The following is a 20,373-nucleotide window of genomic DNA, read 5'->3' as shown; positions in this document are numbered from 1 at the left end:
CGGGGCCGAAACGCGCCGTTCCTACGGTCGTCACCACGGACGCGACAGCTGTGGAGGCGTGTGATGACCGGAACGACCGCACCGCGCAAGGGGGCCCGCTGGATCGAGCGGTGGGAACCCGAGGACGAGACCTTCTGGAAGGAGTCCGGGGAGCGCATCGCCCGCCGGAACCTGCTCTACTCGGTGCTCTCCGAGCACATCGGGTTCTCCGTCTGGACCCTGTGGTCGGTGATGGTGCTGTTCATGGGCCCCGCCTACGGGATCGACCCGGCCGGGAAGTTCTTCCTCATCGCGACGGCCACGTTCGTAGGCGCCTTCGTCCGGGTGCCGTACACCTTCGCCGTCGCCCGCTTCGGCGGCCGCAACTGGACCGTCGTCAGCGCCCTGCTGCTGCTCGCGCCCACCGCGGCCGCGCTGGTCGTCATGGAGCCGGGGACCTCGTACGGCACCTTCCTGGCCGTCGCCGCGCTGACGGGCGTCGGCGGCGGGAACTTCGCCTCCTCCATGACCAACATCAACGCCTTCTTCCCGCTGCGGAAGAAGGGCTGGGCGCTCGGCCTGAACGCCGGCGGCGGCAACATCGGCGTGCCCGTGGTGCAGCTCGTCGCCCTGCTGGTCATCGGGACCGCCGGGGCCGGGCACCCGCGGCTGCTGCTCGCGGTCTACCTGCCGCTGATCGTGGCCGCGGCCGTGCTGGCCCTGCTGCGGATGGACAACCTGGCGCCCGTACGCAACGACGGCGGAGCCGTCCGCGAGGCGGTCCGGGACGCCCACACCTGGATCATGGCGTTCCTCTACATCGGCACCTTCGGGTCCTTCATCGGCTACAGCTTCGCCTTCGGGCTCGTCCTCCAGACGCAGTTCGGCCGCACCCCGCTCCAGGCCGCCTCGCTCACCTTCGTCGGGCCGCTGCTCGGCTCGCTGATCCGGCCCGTCGGCGGCGCCCTCGCGGACCGGTTCGGCGGCGCCCGGATCACGCTCGGCACGTTCGTGGCGATGGCGGCCGCGACCGGGATCGTCGTATACGCCTCGGGCGAGGAGTCGCTGCCCGTCTTCCTCGTCGGATTCATCGCGCTGTTCGTGCTGAGCGGGCTCGGGAACGGCTCCACGTACAAGATGATCCCCGGCATCTTCCAGGCCAAGGCGCTGGCACGGGGCATGGGCGGCGAGGCGGCGGCCGCGTACGGGCGCCGGCTGTCCGGGGCCGCCATGGGGCTCATCGGCGCGGTCGGCGCACTCGGCGGACTCGGCATCAACCTGGCCTTCCGGGAGGCGTTCTCGACCTCCGGGTCCGGGACGGCCGCCTTCGTCACCTTCCTCGGCTTCTACGCGGCCTGCTGCGCGGTGACGTGGACGGTATACCTTCGCCGGCCGGCCCCCGCGGTGCTCCCGGCGGCCGGTGCCGAGGCGAAGCCGCAGCTCACGTCGGTGTAACGGCGGTTTACGGACACGAAATACGGCGGAACCGAGTCTGACACGCCGACTTGACAGGCTCGGTTCCGTTCTCGCGACACGTGATCGCGCGAAGTGACGACGACCCACTGGGCAAGGCAGGTCACCATGGACGACACCCGCACAGCCGCCGCCCCGACGGCCGCACCCGCGGCCGGTCCGCTCGCCGGGTTCACCGTGGGGGTCACCGCGGCCCGGCGGGCGGACGAGCTGATCGCCCTGCTGCGCCGGCGGGGGGCCACCGTCGTGCACGCCCCGGCCCTGCGGATCGTGCCGCTGGCCGACGACAGCGAACTGCTCGACGCCACGAAGGAATTGATCGGCTGCGCGCCCGACACCGTGGTCGCCACCACCGCGATCGGGTTCCGCGGGTGGATCGAGGCCGCCGACGGGTGGGGCATCGGCGAGGAGCTGCTGGCGCGGCTGCGGGCCACCGAACTGCTGGCGCGCGGGCCGAAGGTGAAGGGGGCCGTCCGGGCCGCCGGGCTGGTGGAGACGTGGTCCCCGCAGTCGGAGTCCCTCGCCGAGGTGCTCGACCGGATGCTGGCCGGCGGGGTCGCCGGGCGGCGCATCGCCCTCCAGCTGCACGGGGAGCCGCTGCCCGGGTTCGTCGAGGCGCTGCGGGCCGGCGGGGCCGAGGTGGTCGTGGTCCCGGTGTACCGGTGGATGGCCCCGGAGGACCTCGCGCCGATGGACCGGCTGCTGGACGCGGTGGCCGGCGGCGGGCTCGACGCCGTGAGCTTCACCTCGGCTCCGGCGGCGGCCTCGCTGCTGTCGCGGGCGGAGCAGCGGGGGATGCGCGAGGCGGTGCTGGCGGGGCTGCGGGGGGAGGTGCTGGCGGCGTGCGTGGGTCCGGTGACGGCGCTGCCGTTGCAGGCGCACGGGGTGGACACCGTGCAGCCGGAGCGGTTCCGGCTGGGGCCGCTGGTGCAGCTGCTGTGCCAGGAGCTGCCGGGACGGGCCCGGGTGCTGCCGGTGGCGGGGCACCGGGTGGAGATCCGGGGGCACGCGGTGCTGGTGGACGCGGAGCTGCGGCCGGTGCCGCCGGCGGGGATGGCGCTGCTGCGGGCGCTGGCGCGCCGGCCGGGGTGGGTCGTGGGGCGGCCGGAGCTGCTGCGGGCGCTGCCGGGGGCGGGGCGGGACGAGCACGCCGTGGAGACGGCGATGGCGCGGCTGCGGGGGGCGCTGGGGGCGCCGAACCTGATCCAGACGGTGGTGAAGCGGGGGTACCGGCTGGCGCTGGACGCGGGTGAATGCGTACCGGAGGGCTGACGGGCTGGCTCCGGAGGGCTGACGGGCTGGCTGTGGCGGCCGGGGTTGGTTAGCGTGCCCTGGTGATCATTGACGGGGTGGAAATGCGGGGCGTCGAGGCCGGGGACGCCGCCGGGCTGGCCGACACGCTGACCCGGAACCGGGCGTACATGGCGCCCTTCGAGCCGTGGCGGTCCGAGGTGTTCTACACGGAGGCGGGGCAGGCCGCCCGGATCGATGCGCTGCTCGCCGAGCGCGACGGCGGGCGCGTCGCGCCCTACGTGCTCGTCGAGACCGGATCCGGCGCCCCCGTCGGGATGATCAACCTCGGCAGCATCGCCCTCGGGCCCTTCCGCAGCGGCGGCCTCGGCTACTGGGTCGACCGGGCCTGGCACGGCAGGGGACTGGCCACCGCCGCCGTCGAGGAGGTCTGCCGGATCGCCCGCGACGAGATCGGGCTGCACCGCGTCGAGGCCGGGACCCTGGTCGACAACACCGCCTCGCAGCGGGTGCTGGCGAAGGCCGGGTTCGAGCAGTACGGGCTCGCGCCCCGCTACCTGCACATCAACGGCGCCTGGCGCGACCACCGCCTCTTCCAGCGCCTCCTCCACGACGACCCGCCCCTGTGAGCCGGGCCCCGGAGAGCCCTGGCCCCCGTACGGGGGGTTCCGCATCGCAGCGGCGCGCGGCACTCTGAGAGGCACGCACCCCCGCGGGGCCCCTAGGCAAGAGGCGGTGACGGGCATGTGGTTCGAATCCGGGCGGGTGTGCCTGGACCTGGTGGCCACGTTCGCCGCCCCCGCGGGCACCGAGCAGATCCAAGACGGCGACGAGCTGCGGCTGTGGCTCGCCGGAGCCGGGCTCGTGCCCGACCGGACGCCGATCGCCCGGGTGGGCCCCGACTGGGTGGAGGCCTTCCGGGCGCTGCGCCGCGACGTGGGCAGCCTCGTACGGGCGGAGCTCGCCGGGGCCGGTCCCGACGAGGGCGCGCTGGCCCGGGTCAACGCGCTGGCCGCCGGTCCACCCCCGGGACTGTGTGCCGTACAGGACCAAGAGGGGCACCTCGTGCGGGAGTTGTGCGGCGGCGTGGAATGCGGTGCGCTGCTCGCCGCCGTCGCCCGGGACGCCGTGGAACTGCTCACCGATCCCGGCGAGCGGGACCTGCTGCGCTCCTGCGAGGGAGACGGCTGCACCCGGGTCTACCTGGACACTTCGCGCGGGCACCGCCGCCGCTGGTGCTCCAGTGAGCTGTGCGGCAACCGCGAGCGGGTCGCCCGGCACCGCCGCAGGGTCCTCGCGGCCCGTCCCGGGTAGCGATCGGGTGGTGACGGGGAGGCGGCCGGGCAGTGATCTTCGCCCGGTCACCGGAACGGGCGTGCGGACAGGGCGCCGCTTCGCGTACGGTTGACGGTCGCCCATGCACGTCAGAAGGGGGCCTTGGTGGCCGCGCAGAATGCCGCTGTCGACAGCACGGCGGATTCCGTCCGCGATCGGGAGATCGCGGTCGAGCAGACGCATCTGGACCAGGTGTACCGCCGCCTCGAAGAGAAGATCGACGAGGCCGAGTTCCTGATGAACGACGCGGCCAAGCGCGGTCAGGTCGGCACGCCCGGCGCGCTCGCCGAGCGCGACGCGCAGGTCTTCCGGGCGGGCATCCACCTGAACCGGCTGAACAACGAGTTCGAGGACTTCCTCTTCGGCCGGATCGACCTGGTCCTCGGCAAGGACGGGGAGCGCGGGCCCGACGGCGCGTACACCTCCGTCGAGCCCGCCGACGACGCGATCCGCGCGGACCTCACCGCCGACATCGCCGAGACGCTCCACATCGGGCGCATCGGCGTGCTCGACGCCGACTACGCGCCGCTGGTCATCGACTGGCGCGCGCCGGCCGCCGCGCCGTTCTACCGCTCCACGCCCAAGGACCCGGGCCGCGTCGTACGGCGCCGCGTCATCCGCTCCAAGGGCCGCAAGGTGCTCGGCGTCGAGGACGACCTGATGCGCCCCGAGATCACCGCCTCCCTCGACGGCCGGGAGCTGCCCGCCATCGGCGACGGCGCCCTGATGGCCGCGCTCGGGCGGGCCCGCACGCACTCGATGCGGGACATCGTCTCCTCCATCCAGGCCGAGCAGGACATGGTGATCCGGGCCCCCGCCGCCTCGGTCGCCGAGGTCGCGGGCGGGCCCGGCACCGGCAAGACCGCCGTCGCCCTGCACCGCGCCGCCTACCTGCTCTACCAGGACCGGCGCCGCTACTCCGGCGGCATCCTGATCGTCTCGCCGACCCCGCTGCTCGTCGCGTACACCGAGGGCGTGCTGCCCTCGCTCGGCGAGGAGGGCCAGGTCGCCATCCGGGCGCTCGGCTCGCTCGTCGACGGCGCCGAGGCGACCACGTACGACGAACCGGCCGTGGCCCGCGTCAAGGGCTCCTCGCGCATGCGCAAGGTCCTCCACAAGGCCGTACGGGGCGCACTGGAACTCGGCGGCGCCGGTGGCGGCGCACCCGAGCGGCTGCGCGTCGTGGCCTTCGGGCGGCGCCAGGAGCTGGAGGCCGACGAGCTGAACCGGATCCGGCAGAACGTGCTCAGCGGCACCGCGCCCGTGAACCTGCTGCGTCCGCGCGCCCGCAAGCTGCTCCTCGACGCCCTGTACGCGAGATCGGGCGGCGCCGGCCGGCACAGCGACCCGGAGCTGGCGGCCGAGCTGCGCTCCGCGTTCGACGAGGACATCTCCACCGAGGACGCGTTCATCGACTTCCTGAACGCCTGGTGGCCCGAGCTGACCCCGCGCGGGGTGCTCGCCGCGATGGCCGACGAGCGCCGGCTCGGCCGCTGGTCGCGGCGGGTCCTCAACCCGCGCGAGACGCGCCAGCTGGCGCGCTCGCTGCGCCGGGTGGGCCCGGACGGCAAGGGCCCGCTGTCGGTGCACGACGTGGCGCTGCTGGACGAGCTCCAGCTGCTGCTCGGCGCTCCGGCCCGGCCCAAGCGCAAGCGGCAGCTCGACCCGCTCGACCAGCTCAGCGGGCTGGAGGAGCTGATGCCGACCCGTGAGGAGACCCAGTGGGAGCGGGCGGAGCGGATCGCGGCGGAGCGCACCGAGTACGCGCACGTGATCGTGGACGAGGCGCAGGACCTGACGCCGATGCAGTGGCGGATGGTGGGCCGCCGCGGCCGGCACGGCACGTGGACCGTGGTCGGCGACCCCGCGCAGTCCTCGTGGACGGACCCGGAGGAGGCGGCCGCCGCGCGTGACGAGGCCCTGGGCTCCCGGCCGCGCCGCCGGTTCACCCTGACGGTGAACTACCGCAACCCGGCGGAGGTCGCGGAGGTCGCGGCCCGGGTGCTGAGGCTGGCGATGCCCGGCATGGAGCCGCCGACGGCGGTCCGCTCGACGGGCCTGGAGCCCCGCTTCACGGCCGCCGGCGGCGATCTGGGCGCGGCGGTCCGCGAGGAGACGCGCAGGCTGCTGGAGCAGGTCGACGGCACGGTCGGCGTGGTCGTGGCCATGGACCGGCGGGCGGAGGCCGCGGGCTGGCTGGCGGACCTCGGGGAGCGGGCGGTCGCGCTCGGCAGCCTGGAGGCCAAGGGGCTGGAGTACGACGCCACGGTGGTCGTCTCCCCGGCGGAGATCGCCGACGAGTCACCGGCGGGCCTGCGGGTGCTGTACGTGGCGCTGACCCGCGCGACGCAGCAGCTGACGGTGGTCTCCGCGGGCCGCGACGAGCCCGACGCGGACGGGGTGCCGGCGCTGCTGAAGCCGTAGGGCCGCGCGGGTCCGCGCTCCGTGGGAGCGCGGAGCACGGATGGCTCGCGGCCACACGCGTGGTGCGACGAGGTCGACCCCCTGGAGGGGGATCGCTTCCGGCGATCCTTTGTTAGCCTGGGTACGGCACCGACTCGATCCAAGCCCCCGGGCCCAACCTTCGTCGCTTAGAGCGACCACTTGCCGCGAGGCGAGCATGGCGGGTCGGTGTCATAGACGTTCATACAGGTCCGCGCCCCTCGGATACCGAGGGGCGCGGACCTTTTTCGTACGGGCCTACGCTTCCGAACGCCTGATCTATCTCGTATGGTGGAAGTGTCTTTCCGAAATTTGTAGCTGGTTACCTTGTACTGGCTGGTAGGTGGGACGATCGGACAACAGGTCCTGCCGCGCCTGCCGTGCAGCGGGGCCCGTGTGTGTACAAAAAAACCAGGGACAGAAGAGGAACACGGCCATGGCAACGGCGCCCAGCGTCTCGTACTCGATGACGGTCCGCCTGGAAGTGCCCGCGAGCGGAACCGCGGTCTCCCAGCTGACCACCGCCGTGGAGTCTTCCGGTGGGTCGGTCACCGGCCTCGACGTGACCGCCTCCGGTCACGAGAAGCTCCGTATCGACGTCACCATCGCCGCGACCTCCACCGCGCACGCCGACGAGATCGTCGGCAAGCTGCGCGGCATCGAGGGCGTCAGCCTCGGCAAGGTCTCCGACCGAACCTTCCTGATGCACCTCGGCGGCAAGATCGAGATGGCGTCCAAGCACCCCATCCGCAACCGAGACGACCTCTCGATGATCTACACCCCGGGCGTCGCCCGCGTGTGCATGGCCATCGCCGAGAACCCCGAGGACGCGCGCCGCCTCACCATCAAGCGCAACTCCGTCGCAGTCGTGACGGACGGCTCCGCCGTACTGGGCCTCGGCAACATCGGCCCGATGGCCGCGCTGCCCGTCATGGAGGGCAAGGCGGCCCTCTTCAAGCGCTTCGCCGGCATCGACGCCTGGCCGATCTGCCTCGACACCCAGGACACCGACGCGATCGTCGAGATCGTCAAGGCCATCGCCCCGGGCTTCGCCGGCATCAACCTGGAGGACATCTCCGCGCCGCGCTGCTTCGAGATCGAGGCCCGCCTGCGCGAGGCCCTCGACATCCCCGTCTTCCACGACGACCAGCACGGCACGGCCATTGTCGTCCTCGCCGCCCTCACCAACGCACTTCGCGTGGTGGGCAAGGCAGTTGGCGACGTCAAGGTCGTCATGTCGGGCGCCGGCGCGGCCGGTACGGCCATCCTCAAGCTGCTCCTCGCGGCCGGCGTGAAGAACGTCGTCAGCGCCGACATCCACGGTGTCGTGCACGCGGGCCGCACCGACCTGGTCGACGCCGCAGCCGACTCCCCGCTGCGCTGGATCGCCGACAACACCAACCCCGAGGGCTACACGGGCACTCTGAAGGAGGCCGTGGTCGGCGCCGACGTGTTCATCGGCGTCTCCGCCCCCAACGTGCTGTCCGGCGAGGACGTCGCCGCCATGGCCGAGGGTGCGATCGTGTTCGCGCTCGCGAACCCGGACCCCGAGGTGGACCCGGCCGTCGCCCGCCAGACCGCCGCCGTCGTGGCCACCGGCCGCTCCGACTTCCCGAACCAGATCAACAACGTGCTGGTCTTCCCGGGTGTCTTCCGCGGCCTGCTGGACGCCCAGTCCCGCACGGTGAACACGGACATGATGCTGGCCGCCGCGACCGCGCTCGCCGACGTCGTCGGCGAGGACGAGCTCAACGCCAACTACATCATCCCGTCGGTGTTCAACGACAAGGTGGCCGGCGCGGTCGCCGGAGCCGTCCGCAAGGCCGCCTCGGCGAACTGACGCGGAGTCGGGCGAAGCCGCGCCGGGTCCGGCCGCCGCTGTGACCGCCCTCACGGCGCGCCGATCCCGGCGCGTCGCGAGATGCGGGCCCGGCGGGCCGCCTCTAGGGTTGCGGGGATGCCCGCGAGGTCCGCGGTCCGCATCCACCAAGTGCGGACGGAGCGTCACCGCGGCGTGACTGTGGCGCTTTTCGTGTGACCCTGGCGGGTGCCGGATTGGCTTTCCCGCCGCTGGTGGGGGCAGGATGCGTAACCGGGCGAGAGGGTCTGACGTTCAGACCCGGGTCCGGGGACTGTCCGAGGGCCCTGGCAGCATCGGCTTCGATCTCACGCCTCTAAGGCAAGTTGAACACGGGAGTACAACATGAACCGCAGTGAGCTGGTGGCCGCTCTGTCCGAGCGCGCCGAGGTGACCCGCAAGGACGCCGACGCCGTTCTGGCCGCGCTCGCCGAGACCGTCGGCGAGATTGTCGCCAAGGGCGACGAGAAGGTCACCATCCCCGGCTTCCTGACCTTCGAGCGCACCCACCGTGCCGCTCGCACCGCGCGCAACCCGCAGACCGGCGACCCCATCCAGATCCCGGCCGGCTTCAGCGTGAAGGTCTCCGCGGGCTCCAAGCTCAAGGAAGCCGCCAAGGGCAAGTAAGTCCTGCCCGTACCGGGGCCCGTGCGGGCCCTCGGAGCGGCAGAGCAGTACGCAGTACTGGCGAAGGGCGGCCATCCCCGGGCGGGGAGGCCGCCCTTCGGCCTGTCCGGGGCCCTGCCGGGCCCGCCGGGCTCCCTCCGGGGCCCTCCCCGGTCCCGCGGCGCCGTACGGGCCCTCCCGGGCCCCGCTGCCCCGTACGGGCCGAGAAGGGCCTCGTACGGGCCGGTGAACGTACGGGCCGGCGAACGGCCGCGTACGGGCCGGTGGGCGCATGCGAAAGCCCCCCGGGCCCTGGTGGGGGCCCGGGGGGCTTTCGAGCGGCCGTCAGACGCCGTCAGGCGGCCGTACGTCTCGCCGCCGTACGGCTCAGACGAGGTCGCCGCCCGGGAGTTCGACCTTCGCGCCCAGCTCCACGAGCTTCTCCATGAAGTTCTCGTAGCCGCGGTTGATGAGGTCGATGCCGTGGACCCGCGAGGTGCCCTCGGCCGCCAGCGCCGCGATCAGGTACGAGAACCCGCCGCGCAGGTCGGGGATGACCAGGTCGGCGCCCTGCAGCTTCGTCGGGCCGGACACGACCGCCGAGTGCAGGAAGTTGCGCTGCCCGAACCGGCAGGCGCTGCCGCCCAGGCACTCCCGGTACAGCTGGATGTGTGCACCCATCTGGTTGAGCGCCGAGGTGAATCCCAGACGGGACTCGTAGACCGTCTCGTGGACGATCGAGAGGCCCGCGGCCTGGGTCAGGGCGACCACCAGCGGCTGCTGCCAGTCGGTCTGGAAACCGGGGTGCACGTCCGTTTCGAGCGCGATCGCGTTGAGCGGGCCGCCCGGGTGCCAGAAGCGGATGCCCTCGTCGTCGATCTCGAACGCGCCGCCGACGCGGCGGTACGTGTTCAGGAACGTCATCATCGAGCGCTGCTGCGCGCCGCGGACGTAGATGTTGCCGCCGGTCGCCAGCGCCGCGGAAGCCCAGGAGGCAGCCTCCAGGCGGTCCGGGAGCGCCTTGTGGTTGTAGCCGCCGAGGCGGTCGACACCGGTGATCCGGATGGTCCGGTCGGTGTCCATGGAGATGATGGCGCCCATCTTCTGCAGGACGCAGATGAGGTCCTCGATCTCCGGCTCCACCGCGGCGTTGCTCAGTTCGGTGACGCCCTCGGCCAGGACGGCCGTCAGGAGCACCTGTTCGGTCGAGCCGACCGAGGGGTAGGGCAGGCGGATCTTGCAGCCGCGAAGGCGCTGCGGAGCCTCCAGGTACTGGCCGCCCTCGCGCTTCTCGATGGTCGCGCCGAACTGGCGGAGCACGTCGAAGTGGAAGTCGATCGGCCGGCCGCCGATGTCGCAGCCGCCGAGGCCCGGGATGAAGGCGTGGCCGAGGCGGTGCAGCAGCGGGCCGCAGAACAGGATCGGGATGCGCGACGAACCCGCGTGCGCGTCGATGTCCGCGACGTTCGCGCTCTCGACGTGCGTCGGGTCGAGTACGAGCTCACCCGGCTCCTCGCCGGGGCGGACGGTCACCCCGTGCAGCTGGAGCAGCCCGCGCACGACCCGGACGTCGCGGATGTCGGGAACGTTGCGGAGCCGGCTGGGTCCGCTGCCGAGCAGAGCGGCGACCATGGCCTTGGGCACGAGGTTCTTCGCACCGCGGACACGGATCTCGCCCTCGAGCGGGGTACCGCCATGGACAAGTAGTACGTCGTCTCTGTCTGTGCCGGTCATGAATCTCGCGTTCCGGAGAGGGGCTCCCCCGGCGAGGCCAGAGGAGGGTGGGCAGGGGGCCAGGGAAAAGGGTAAGGGGCACCACCCCCTTGTTCGTAAGGCTGACGCGGCCGTAGGACTGTCATGAATTAGCCACAACACCCACAGTGCCCACCTCATGGCGGAGCGTCGCATTCCGCCATCGTCGGCGGCGCGCGCTCCTCCCTGCTGCGGTGCGCCCTGAGCCGCGCGCGATCCGATGCCCCCGCCCGCTCCCCCTGAAGGGCGAATGTGCGAGATCATGTCGGCATGACCGAGGTGTCCTCCCTCACAGGGCGGCTGCTCGTGGCCACCCCCACCCTCGCGGACCCGAACTTCGACCGCGCGGTGGTGCTCCTGCTCGACCACGACGAGCAGGGGTCGCTCGGCGTGGTCCTCAACCGGCCCACCCCCGTGGGGGTGGGCGACATCCTGCTGCCCTGGGCGACCCTGGCCGGTGATCCCGGAGTCGTCTTCCAGGGCGGGCCGGTGGGCCTGGACTCGGCGCTCGGCGTGGCGGTCATCCCCGGTGAGGAGGGGCCGCTCGGGTGGCGCCGCGTGTACGGGGCGATCGGCCTGGTCGACCTGGAGGCCCCGCCGGAGCTGCTGGCCGCGGCCCTCGGTTCGCTGCGGATCTTCGCCGGATACTCGGGCTGGGGCCCGGGCCAGCTGGAGGTGGAGCTCGGCGACGGCGCCTGGTACGTCGTGGAATCGGAGCCCGGGGACGTGTCGTACCCGGATCCCGAAAGGCTCTGGCGGGCGGTGCTGCGCCGCCAGCGCAGCGAGCTCGCGATGGTCGCCACGTATCCCGACGACCCGTCGCTCAACTGACCCGCGCACGGGTCGGTACCCTGGCTTTTATGAGCACTCTTGAGCCCGAGCGCGGGACTGGTACGGGGACCCTCGTAGAGCCGACGCCGCAGGTGTCCCACGGCGACGGCGACCACGAGCGCTTCGCCCACTACGTCCAGAAGGACAAGATCATGGAGAGCGCGCTCGGCGGGACCCCCGTCGTCGCGCTGTGCGGCAAGGTGTGGGTACCGGGCCGGGACCCGAAGAAGTACCCGGTCTGCCCCATGTGCAAGGAGATCTACGAGTCCATGGGCCCCGGCGGGGACAAGGACAAGGGCGGCAAGGACAAGTAGGCCGGTCCGATCGGCCCCTCCTCCGGCGGGACCGAAGCCCTCGAAGGCCCTCGAAGGCCCCTTGGCGCGCTGATGCGCGTCCGGGGGCCTTTGCCGTGCGCGGGGGGCGGACTAGGGTCGGCCGCACGGGCGCCGGGCGCCCTGTGAAACGCGCGTTGCGCGTCGCGCAACGGCTGGACGGTGGAGGGGTCGAGGCCATGCCCGAGTTGATTCCGGAGCCGCGGTACGCGCGATTCGCCCGCGACGGCGGCGAGTGCGTACTGGACGATCCGCTCCTCCACGTCGGCCCCGGCGCCGAGGGCACCGCCCGCTGGCTGCGGCGCGAGCTCGGCGCGGCCACCGGCTGGGAGCTGCCCGCGCCGGCTCCGGGGCAGGAGCACGGCGGGCGCGCGGTGATCCGGCTGGTCCTCCGCCCCGAGCGCGCGCGGAGCGTCGGCGCCGAGTCGTACGAGCTGCACGTCACCCAGCGGTGGGTGCAGCTGGAGGGCGCCGACCCGGCCGGCCTCTTCTACGCCGCGCAGACGCTGCGCCAGCTGCTCGGGCCCGAGGCCCACCGGCGCGCGCCCACGGCGCCGGGCCGCGCCTGGCGGCTGCCGGTGGGAGGGATCCAGGACGGGCCCCGCTTCGGCTGGCGCGGCATGATGCTCGACGTGGCCCGGCACTTCATGCCGAAGGACGGGGTGCTGCGGTACATCGACCTGCTGGCCGCGCACAAGCTCAACGTGCTGCACCTGCACCTGACGGACGACCAGGGCTGGCGGGTCGAGATCAAGCGCCACCCGCGGCTCACCGAGGTCGGCGCGTGGCGGCCGCGCAGCCGCTGGGGGCACCGGGCCTCGCCGCTGTGGAACGAGACCCCGCACGGCGGCTTCTACACGCAGGACGACATCCGCGAGATCGTCGCGTACGCCGCCGAGCGGCACGTACGGGTGGTTCCGGAGATCGACGTACCGGGGCATTCGCAGGCCGCGATCGCCGCGTACCCGGAGCTCGGCAACACCGACGTCGTGGACACCGGCGCGCTGGAGGTGTGGGACGACTGGGGGATCAACGAGAACGTGCTCGCGCCGACCGAGACCGTACTGCGCTTCTACGAGGGGGTCTTCGAGGAGCTGCTGGAGCTGTTCCCGGCGGAGGTCGCGCCGTTCGTGCACGTGGGCGGCGACGAGTGCCCCAAGGAGCAGTGGCGCGCGTCGGCGCTCGCGCAGGAGCGGATCCGGGAGTTGGGGGTGGACGGGGAGGACGGACTCCAGTCCTGGTTCATCCGCCACTTCGACGGCTGGCTCGCGGAGCGCGGGCGGCGGCTGATCGGGTGGGACGAGATCCTGGAGGGCGGCCTCGCGCCGGGGGCCGCGGTCTCCTCGTGGCGCGGGTACGCGGGCGGGATCGCCGCCGCCGAGGCCGGGCACGACGTGGTGATGTGCCCCGAGCAGCAGGTGTACCTGGACCACCGTCAGGCGGGCGGCGGGGACGAGCCGATGCCGATCGGGTACGTGCGCTCGCTGGAGGACGTGTACCGCTTCGAGCCGGTGCCGCCGAAGCTGTCGCCGGAGGCCGCGTCCCGCGTACTGGGCGCGCAGGCCAACGTGTGGACCGAGGTGATGGAGAACCAGAGCCGGGTCGACTACCAGGTGTTCCCGCGGCTGGCGGCCTTCGCGGAGGTGGTGTGGTCGCGGCTGCCGGAGCCGGGCGAGCGGGACTACGCGGGCTTCGAGGCGCGGATGGGCGCGCACTACCGGCGGCTCGACGCGCTCGGCGTCGACTACCGGCCACCGGGCGGGCCGTTGCCGTGGCAGCGGCGGCCGGGGGTGCTCGGACGGCCGATCGAGGGGGAGCCCCCGAACGTGTGATGCGGGTGGGGCGGTCGGAGGGTCGACGGGGGACGGACGGGGGACGGACGGAGGACGGACGGGGGACGGGCGGGGGACGGTTGGAGGGCTGCCGGAGGGCGGTGGGCGGGGGCGGCAGGAGGGCCGAAGGGGTGGGGTGGAAGTGGCCGGAACCTTTCCGCGCCCTCGTGCGCCCTCTCGCTCCCTTTCGCGCCCGGTGCGTGCCCTTTGCGTGCCCGTGCGTGCCCGTGCGTGCCCTTCCCGGGCATCCGGGCGGGTCCGGCGGCCCTGCGGACTGTTCGGCACCGATCGGAATCCTTCGGACTTCTGCGGAACTCCAGAGGGTTCCGGGACGTCCTTCGTTCTTGGGGGCGGTCGGGAACTCTTGCTCGATTTCGGGGAATTCGGCGGATCCGAATCGATTCGGTTGATTCGGTGAATACGGGGGAAACCGGACGTCCGGAAGCTCCAGGGGGCGCCCGCCGGACCCTCGCGCCGGGCGGTGGGGAAGATGTGCCAGAGTTGCCACGTCCCGGCGGTGAGCACGTACCGTACGGCGGACAGGCGTGAGCGCCGGGACCGGGACATCGGGAAGGGGCAGCTGGGTTGACCACGCACGCACCGCATGCACTGCATTCATCTCAGGGGCCGCAGGCGGCGCAGTCCGTGACGCTGCCGGCCTCGCTCGACGAGGCCGTGGCGGCACTCGCAGCCATGCCCGCCGCCGTGCCCGTCGCCGGCGGCACCGACCTCATGGCCTCCGTCAACGCCGGGCTGCTGCGGCCCGCCGCACTCGTGGGCCTGGGCCGGATCAACGAGATCCGCGGCTGGCAGTACCAGGACGGGCACGCGCTGCTCGGTGCCGGACTCACCCACGCACGGATGGGACGGCCGGATTTCGCCGCTCTGATCCCCGCGCTGGCGGCGGCCGCGCGGGCCGCCGGGCCCCCGCAGATCCGCAACGCCGGCACCCTCGGCGGCAACATCGCCACCGCCGCGCCGACGGGCGACGCCCTGCCCGTACTGGCCGCGCTGGAAGCGGTCCTCGTCATCCACGGCCCGGGCGGCTCGCGCCGGGAGATCCCGGTCTCGCACCTGCTGGCCGGCCGCGAGATGCTGCGGCCCGGCGAGCTGATCGGCTTCGTACGGGTGCCGCTGCTGCACGCGCCGCAGGTCTTCCTGAAGGCCACGGGGCGCACGGGTCCGGGGCGCGCGGTGGCGTCCGTGGGGCTCGTACTGGATCCGGCGCGCCGGGGTGTGCGCTGTGCGATCGGCGCGGTCGCGCCTATGCCGCTGCGGCCGCTGGAGGCCGAGCAGTGGGTGGCCTCGCTGATCGACTGGGACGGGGAGCGGACCCTGGCTCCCGAGGCGCTGGAGGCCTTCGGCGAGTACGTCGCGGCCGCCTGCGTCCCCGACCAGGGCGAACCGGTGGCACCCGGGGTACTGCATCTGCGGCGGACGGTCGCCGTGCTGGCACGGAGGGCCCTGGGGAGGGCGCTGACCTCATGAGTGAGAACGAGAACGTGAGCGGAACGACGGGGGACGCGGGTCCCGCGGGCCACACCGGCACCGGCTGGGGCTGGGAGCCGGTCCCGCAGGGCGGCGAGTACGACTCTGACGCGACGGCCTTCGTGAAGCTGCCGCAGGACATGCTGGACGCGCTCGGCACCGGGGAGCCGCTTGCGGCGCCCGGGCACGGCTACGTGCCGCCGCCGATGATCGTGCCGCTGGGTTCGGCGAGTGCGGATCCGGCGGCGACGGGGACGTGGACGATTCCGGTGCAGTGGCCGGAGGCGGGGACGGCGCCGCACGCCGGTGGCGGTGTTTCCGGAGGCGCGGGTGCTTCCGGTGGTGCGGGTGTTTCCGGTGGTGCGCCGACGCCCGCGCCGGTCGGCGGGCCGATCCCGGCTTCGATCCCGATCCCGGCGTCCGTGGCGGCCGCCTTCGAGGGCGCGGTGCAGGACCCCGTCCGGGTTGCGGGCGGCGAGCAGGGGCGGGCGCCGGGTCAGGCGTCGGCTCAGGCGTCGGCTTCGGCCGAGGGGGCGCACGATTCCGGTGCGACCGCCGAGTGGCGGTTCCCGGAGGCGGTCCAGGACTCCGAGCCCGTGACCACCGGCCAGTGGACCCTCCCGGAACTGCCCGAGCAGACCGGGGAGTTCCGGCTCGGCGCCCCGGCGGCCGACTGGAGCCAGGCCCCGGCGACGCTGCCGGGCGGCGCGGCCGCCCCCTGGGCGACCCATCCCGACTTCGAGGCGGCGGCGGCCGCGCGTCCGGGTCCGGGTCCGGATGCCGTGATGAGCGCGGGCGTGCTGCCCGAGGCGCGGCCCGACGCGGGCGACACCGGCACCTCGGGCGCGGGCCTGCGGCGGCTCGGCGGCCCCGGCGTCGGCGGCCCCGGGCGCGGACCCCGCGTACTGGGCGGACCCGGCGTGGGCACGCTCCCGGAGCCGGCGGAGCCGGAGCAGGTGCAGCCGGCTCCGCACGACATCGAGGCCGCCCACGGCCCGGCGCCGACGCCGGTCCTGGCGGAACGACCGCATCCGGGGGCGGAGGCCGCCGGGGCGGCTTCGCCCGCCGACGTGGAAGCGGAGCGCGAGGCGGTGCCCGTCGCGGCTGCCGAGTACGTGCTGTCGGGCGGTCCCGGGGTCGGCGGCGTGGCCGGCGGCTACGCGGAGCCCGGGGACAGCGACGGGCACGGGTTCACGGCATCCGGCCACGGGCACGGCGCCGGCCATGACCACGGCGCCGGCCACGGCCCCGCCGGGGCGGAGCCCGGGCCGGGCGGTGAGCACGGGTTCACGGCGGAGCCCGCCGCGCAGCCCGCCGACACGGACGGGCGCGGTCTCGGGGGCGGCTTCGGCTTCGGCGAAGCCGGGGCTCCGGGAACGCCGGGTGCGGACACCACGGACATCGCTGTGGCGACGCCGGACGCGGGAACCCCCGAAGGTTTCCCGGCCGAGGAGCCGACGTACGAAGAAAACGCGACTGCTGAGGCCGTCGCCCATCACGAGCATCCGCTGGCTTCCTACGTCCTGCGCGTCAACGGCGCCGACCGGCCCGTCACCGGTGCGTGGATCGGCGAGTCCCTGCTCTACGTGCTGCGCGAGCGCCTCGGCCTCGCCGGCGCCAAGGACGGCTGCTCGCAGGGCGAATGCGGGGCGTGCGCCGTGCAGGTCGACGGCCGGCTCGTCGCCTCCTGCCTGGTGCCGGCCGCGACGGCGGCGAGCAGCGAGGTCAGGACCGTGGAGGGGCTCGCCGGGGGCGGGGAACTCTCGGACGTGCAGCAGGCGTTGTGCAGGTCGGGTGCGGTGCAGTGCGGGTTTTGCGTGCCCGGCATGGCCATGACCATCCACGACCTGCTGGAGGGCAACCACGCCCCCAGCGAGCTGGAGACGCGGCAGGCCCTGTGCGGGAACCTGTGCCGCTGCTCCGGCTACAAGGGCGTCATCGAGGCCGTCCGCGAGGTCGTCGCCGAGCGCGAGGCTTCGGCCGCGGCCGACGGGCCTGCGCCCGGGACCGGGAACGGGGCCGTGAACGGGACCGGGACGGGCTCTGGCGTGGAGGCGCGTATTCCGCACCAGGCGCCGCCCGGCGAGGGCGGGATCCACCACAACGGAGGCATGGCGTGAGCGGGCACGACGCGGCCACGGCCACGACGACGGTATCGGTCTCCACGGGCGCTTCGCCCGCCGCGGCGCCCGAGGCGGGCGAGCAGGAGGTGCCGCGCGGAATCGGGGCCTCCGTACCTGCCGCCGACACGCGCGCCAAGAGCGAGGGCACCTTCCCGTACGCGGCCGACCTGTGGGCCGAGGGCCTCCTCTGGGCCGCCGTCCTGCGCTCCCCGCACGCCCACGCCCGCATCCTCTCCGTCGACACCTCCGCGGCCGCCGCCATGCCCGGCGTGCGCGCCGTCGTCACCCACGCCGACGTCCCCGGCGCCACCACGCACGGCCGCCGCATCGCCGACCGGCCCGTCTTCGCCCACGACGTCGTCCGCCACCACGGCGAGCCCATCGCCGCCGTCGCCGCCGACCACCCGGACACCGCCCGCCTCGCCGCCGCCGCGATCGCCGTCGAGTACGAGCTGCTCGACGCGGTGACGGACCCCGAGCAGTCCTTCGGCGCCCCGGCCCTGCACCCCGACGGCAACCTGATCCGGCACATCCCGCTCCGCTACGGCGACCCGGAGGCCACCGGCGAGGTCGTCGTCGAGGGCCTGTACCGGATCGGCCGCCAGGACCCCGCGCCCATCGGCGCCGAGGCCGGGCTGGCCGTGCCGCGGCCCGACGGCGGCGTGGAGATCTACACCGCCTCCACCGACCCGCACCTGGACCGCGACCTGGCGGCGGCCTGCTTCGGCCTCGAACCCGACCGGGTGCGCGTCGTCGTCACGGGCGTCCCGGGCGCCACGGCCGACCGTGAGGACGCGGCCTTCCAGCTGCCGCTGGGCCTGCTGGCGCTGCGCACCGGCTACCCGGTCAAGCTGGCCGCCACCCGCGAGGAGTCCTTCCTCGGCCACACCCACCGCCACCCGACGCTGCTGCGTTACCGCCACCACGCGGACGCGGAGGGCCGGCTGGTCAAGGTCGAGGCCCAGATCCTGATGGACGCGGGCGCGTACGCGGACTCGTCCTCCGAATCGCTGGCCGCGGCGGTGGCGTTCGCCTGCGGCCCGTACGTCGTGCCGCACGCCTTCGTCGAGGGCTGGGCGGTCCGTACGAACAACCCGCCGTCGGGCCACGTACGGGGCGAGGGCGCGATGCAGGTCTGCGCCGCGTACGAGGGCCAGATGGACAAGCTCGCGGCCGCCCTCGGCATCGACGGCGCGGAGCTGCGCCTGCGCAACGTACTGGCGACGGGCGACCTGCTCCCGACGGGCCAGACTGTCACCTGCCCGGCGCCCGTGGCGGAACTCCTGCGCGCGGTACGCGATTACCCGCTCCCCTCCCTCCCGAAGGACACCCCGGAGGAGGAGTGGCTGCTGCCGGGCGGCCTGGAGGGCGCGGGCGAGCCGGGCGCGGTGCGGCGCGGGGTCGGGTACGGCGTGGGCATGGTCCACATGCTCGGCGCGGAGGGCACGGACGAGGTCTCGACGGCGACGGTCAAGGTCGTCGACGGGGCGGCGACGGTGATCTGCGCGGCGGTGGACACCGGGCAGGGCTTCGCCACGCTGGCCCGCCAGATCGTGCAGGAGACGCTGGGCGTGGACGAGGTCGTCACGGCCCCGGTCGACACGGACCAGCCACCGGCGGGCCCGGCGGCGCACGGCCGCCACACCTGGGTCTCGGGTGGCGCGGTGGAGCGCGCGGCAAAAATGGTCCGCACGCAACTCCTCCAGCCGATGGCCCACAAACTGGGCATGTCGACGGAACTCCTCCAGATCCAGGACGGCCGCATCACCTCGTACGACGGGGCCTTCTCCACGACGGTCTCCGAGGCCATGGCGGGCAAGGAACTCTGGGCGACGGCCCAATGCCGCCCCCACCCGACGGAACCCCTGGACGGCGACGGCCAGGGCGACGCCTTCGTGGGCCTCGCGTTCTGCGCGATCCGCGCGGTGGTGGACGTGGACATCGAGCTGGGCTCGGTGCGGGTGGTGGAGCTGGCGGTGGCCCAGGACGTGGGCCGCGTCCTCAACCCCCGGCAGCTGGAGGCCCGTATCGAGGCGGGCGTCACGCAGGGCGTGGGCGCGGCGCTCTCGGAGAACCTCCGCTCGGTGTCGGGCCTGGTCCGCCACCCCGACCTGACGGGCTACGCGCTGCCGACGTCGCTGGACGCGCCGGTGGTCCGGATCGTCAAGCTGGTCGAAGAGCGGGACGTGGTGGCCCCGTTCGGCGCGAAGGCGGCGAGCGCGATCCCTGTGGTGACGGCCCCGGCGGCGGTAGCCTCGGCGGTACGCTCGGCCACGGGCCGCCCGGTGAACAGGCTCCCGATCCGCCCCTCGGCGGCGGTCGCGGCGCCCAACTCGTGACCGTGTGACCCGCATTGCACGTGCAACCCCGAGGTTGGGACTGTCGGTACCGGTCGCTAGAGTGATCGGTAAGACGTAGTACGTGCGCGATCGAACGGGTGCGAACGGGGAGGGGCCGCGGCGTATGCGCCGCGACCCCGGGGATTTCGGGGAGTCGGGGAGGCCATCGTGGCAGAGGAGCAACCGTCGGGCCTGGCGGGGCTGGCCGGCATCGGCACGGGCGTGGCGGACGCGATCCGGGCGCAAGCCGCGTCGCAGTCGAAAGCGGCAGCGCTGAAGGTCGAATACGACACGCTGACGGAATATCAGACCATGGTGAAGGATCTGCTGGACGACCTCACCGGGTCGCACGCGGACCACAAGAAGCTGGCGGACGACACCCTGCCGGCAGGCAAGCTCGGCACCGGCTTCCCCGAGGCGGACGCGCTGTTCAAGTCGTACGGCACGGTCATCACGGAGCTGCAGAAGCTCTCGAAGGGCTTGGCGGGGCTGATCGAGGGCTTGGGGATCGCGATCTTGACGGGTGGCAACGGCTTTGCGGGGGTGGACGAGGAGACCAGGCGTCGCATGGCCTCCATCGCCAAGCAAGCAGACGCAGAGTACGTGCCGGAGCGCGACCCGTGGCTCGAGGAGCAGCGCAAGCTGGCGGCTTCGAAGCACCCTGGCACTACGACTCCTGGCACCGGCGGCAACGCGACGGGGGGCAACTACTAATGGCAACGAATTTCGAGG

At 73.5% G+C, this 20,373-nt stretch carries 15 protein-coding genes; 14 read left to right on the top strand and 1 reads right to left on the bottom strand.

Annotation, left to right across the window (positions count from 1 at the left end; genetic code table 11):
* The first annotated feature begins 63 nt into the window (after window positions 1-63).
* The 7 genes from ADK52_RS19075 (at window position 64) to ADK52_RS19045 (ending at window position 8,965) form a co-directional block, all read left to right on the top strand.
* Entirely contained in the window at window positions 64-1,434 is a 1,371-nt protein-coding gene (locus ADK52_RS19075) for a nitrate/nitrite transporter (protein ID WP_053691042.1), read from the top strand.
* A gap of 126 nt (window positions 1,435-1,560) precedes the next feature.
* Window positions 1,561-2,724 (top strand): uroporphyrinogen-III synthase, encoded by a 1,164-nt coding sequence (locus tag ADK52_RS19070; RefSeq protein ID WP_053691041.1) that lies wholly within the window; start codon window positions 1,561-1,563, stop codon window positions 2,722-2,724.
* 83 nt (window positions 2,725-2,807) lie between these two features.
* The gene (locus tag ADK52_RS19065) at window positions 2,808-3,332 is read left to right on the top strand and encodes a GNAT family N-acetyltransferase (RefSeq protein WP_053691040.1); all 525 of its coding nucleotides are present in this window, start codon (window positions 2,808-2,810) and stop codon (window positions 3,330-3,332) included.
* A 115-nt stretch (window positions 3,333-3,447) separates the two neighbouring features.
* Window positions 3,448-4,017 carry a CGNR zinc finger domain-containing protein gene (locus ADK52_RS19060; RefSeq protein ID WP_053691039.1) on the top strand — a complete coding sequence of 190 codons (570 nt, stop codon included), beginning with the start codon at window positions 3,448-3,450 and terminating at the stop codon, window positions 4,015-4,017.
* 126 nt (window positions 4,018-4,143) lie between these two features.
* Entirely contained in the window at window positions 4,144-6,462 is a 2,319-nt protein-coding gene (locus ADK52_RS19055; protein ID WP_053691038.1) for a HelD family protein, read from the top strand.
* 454 nt (window positions 6,463-6,916) lie between these two features.
* The gene (locus ADK52_RS19050) at window positions 6,917-8,320 is read left to right on the top strand and encodes an NAD-dependent malic enzyme (protein WP_053691037.1); all 1,404 of its coding nucleotides are present in this window, start codon (window positions 6,917-6,919) and stop codon (window positions 8,318-8,320) included.
* Window positions 8,321-8,683: 363 nt separating this feature from the next.
* Entirely contained in the window at window positions 8,684-8,965 is a 282-nt protein-coding gene (locus tag ADK52_RS19045; protein ID WP_030161324.1) for an HU family DNA-binding protein, read from the top strand.
* 366 nt (window positions 8,966-9,331) lie between these two features.
* On the opposite strand, the gene murA is transcribed toward ADK52_RS19045, so the two are convergent.
* Window positions 9,332-10,678, bottom strand: a complete 1,347-nt coding sequence (murA, locus tag ADK52_RS19040; RefSeq protein WP_053691036.1) for a UDP-N-acetylglucosamine 1-carboxyvinyltransferase — start codon at window positions 10,676-10,678, stop codon at window positions 9,332-9,334.
* Window positions 10,679-10,966: 288 nt separating this feature from the next.
* On the opposite strand from murA, the gene ADK52_RS19035 reads away from it, so the two are divergent.
* The 7 genes from ADK52_RS19035 (at window position 10,967) to ADK52_RS19005 (ending at window position 20,355) form a co-directional block, all read left to right on the top strand.
* Window positions 10,967-11,527, top strand: a complete 561-nt coding sequence (locus ADK52_RS19035) for a YqgE/AlgH family protein (protein WP_053691035.1) — start codon at window positions 10,967-10,969, stop codon at window positions 11,525-11,527.
* Window positions 11,528-11,556: 29 nt separating this feature from the next.
* Window positions 11,557-11,841 (top strand): DUF3039 domain-containing protein, encoded by a 285-nt coding sequence (locus tag ADK52_RS19030; protein ID WP_030161320.1) that lies wholly within the window; start codon window positions 11,557-11,559, stop codon window positions 11,839-11,841.
* A 197-nt stretch (window positions 11,842-12,038) separates the two neighbouring features.
* On the top strand, window positions 12,039-13,691 hold the full coding sequence (locus tag ADK52_RS19025; protein ID WP_053691034.1) for a beta-N-acetylhexosaminidase: 1,653 nt from the start codon (window positions 12,039-12,041) through the stop codon (window positions 13,689-13,691).
* 585 nt (window positions 13,692-14,276) lie between these two features.
* Window positions 14,277-15,179 (top strand): FAD binding domain-containing protein, encoded by a 903-nt coding sequence (locus tag ADK52_RS19020; RefSeq protein WP_078622453.1) that lies wholly within the window; start codon window positions 14,277-14,279, stop codon window positions 15,177-15,179.
* Window positions 15,176-17,299, top strand: a complete 2,124-nt coding sequence (locus tag ADK52_RS19015; protein WP_053691033.1) for a 2Fe-2S iron-sulfur cluster-binding protein — start codon at window positions 15,176-15,178, stop codon at window positions 17,297-17,299. Before ADK52_RS19020 ends, ADK52_RS19015 begins: the two co-directional genes overlap by 4 nt.
* Window positions 17,296-19,641 carry a xanthine dehydrogenase family protein molybdopterin-binding subunit gene (locus tag ADK52_RS19010; RefSeq protein WP_053691032.1) on the top strand — a complete coding sequence of 782 codons (2,346 nt, stop codon included), beginning with the start codon at window positions 17,296-17,298 and terminating at the stop codon, window positions 19,639-19,641. Before ADK52_RS19015 ends, ADK52_RS19010 begins: the two co-directional genes overlap by 4 nt.
* Before the next feature lie 168 nt (window positions 19,642-19,809).
* Window positions 19,810-20,355, top strand: a complete 546-nt coding sequence (locus tag ADK52_RS19005; RefSeq protein ID WP_234344017.1) for a hypothetical protein — start codon at window positions 19,810-19,812, stop codon at window positions 20,353-20,355.
* Window positions 20,356-20,373 lie beyond the last annotated feature (18 nt).

This window comes from Streptomyces sp. WM6372 (genome assembly GCF_001279655.1).
Lineage (GTDB): Bacteria > Actinomycetota > Actinomycetes > Streptomycetales > Streptomycetaceae > Streptomyces.
This window is presented reverse-complemented; position numbering and strand designations above follow the sequence as displayed.

What these genes read in the sequence shown, in the direction of transcription:
- ADK52_RS19075 (WP_053691042.1), top strand. Translation starts at nt 64, where the DNA reads ATGACCGGAACGACCGCACCGCGCAAGGGGGCCCGCTGGATCGAGCGG.
- ADK52_RS19070 (WP_053691041.1), top strand. Translation starts at nt 1,561, where the DNA reads ATGGACGACACCCGCACAGCCGCCGCCCCGACGGCCGCACCCGCGGCC.
- ADK52_RS19065 (WP_053691040.1), top strand. Translation starts at nt 2,808, where the DNA reads ATGCGGGGCGTCGAGGCCGGGGACGCCGCCGGGCTGGCCGACACGCTG.
- ADK52_RS19060 (WP_053691039.1), top strand. Translation starts at nt 3,448, where the DNA reads ATGTGGTTCGAATCCGGGCGGGTGTGCCTGGACCTGGTGGCCACGTTC.
- ADK52_RS19050 (WP_053691037.1), top strand. Translation starts at nt 6,917, where the DNA reads ATGGCAACGGCGCCCAGCGTCTCGTACTCGATGACGGTCCGCCTGGAA.
- ADK52_RS19045 (WP_030161324.1), top strand. Translation starts at nt 8,684, where the DNA reads ATGAACCGCAGTGAGCTGGTGGCCGCTCTGTCCGAGCGCGCCGAGGTG.
- murA (WP_053691036.1), bottom strand. Translation starts at nt 10,678, where the DNA reads ATGACCGGCACAGACAGAGACGACGTACTACTTGTCCATGGCGGTACC.
- ADK52_RS19035 (WP_053691035.1), top strand. Translation starts at nt 10,967, where the DNA reads ATGACCGAGGTGTCCTCCCTCACAGGGCGGCTGCTCGTGGCCACCCCC.
- ADK52_RS19030 (WP_030161320.1), top strand. Translation starts at nt 11,557, where the DNA reads ATGAGCACTCTTGAGCCCGAGCGCGGGACTGGTACGGGGACCCTCGTA.
- ADK52_RS19025 (WP_053691034.1), top strand. Translation starts at nt 12,039, where the DNA reads ATGCCCGAGTTGATTCCGGAGCCGCGGTACGCGCGATTCGCCCGCGAC.
- ADK52_RS19015 (WP_053691033.1), top strand. Translation starts at nt 15,176, where the DNA reads ATGAGTGAGAACGAGAACGTGAGCGGAACGACGGGGGACGCGGGTCCC.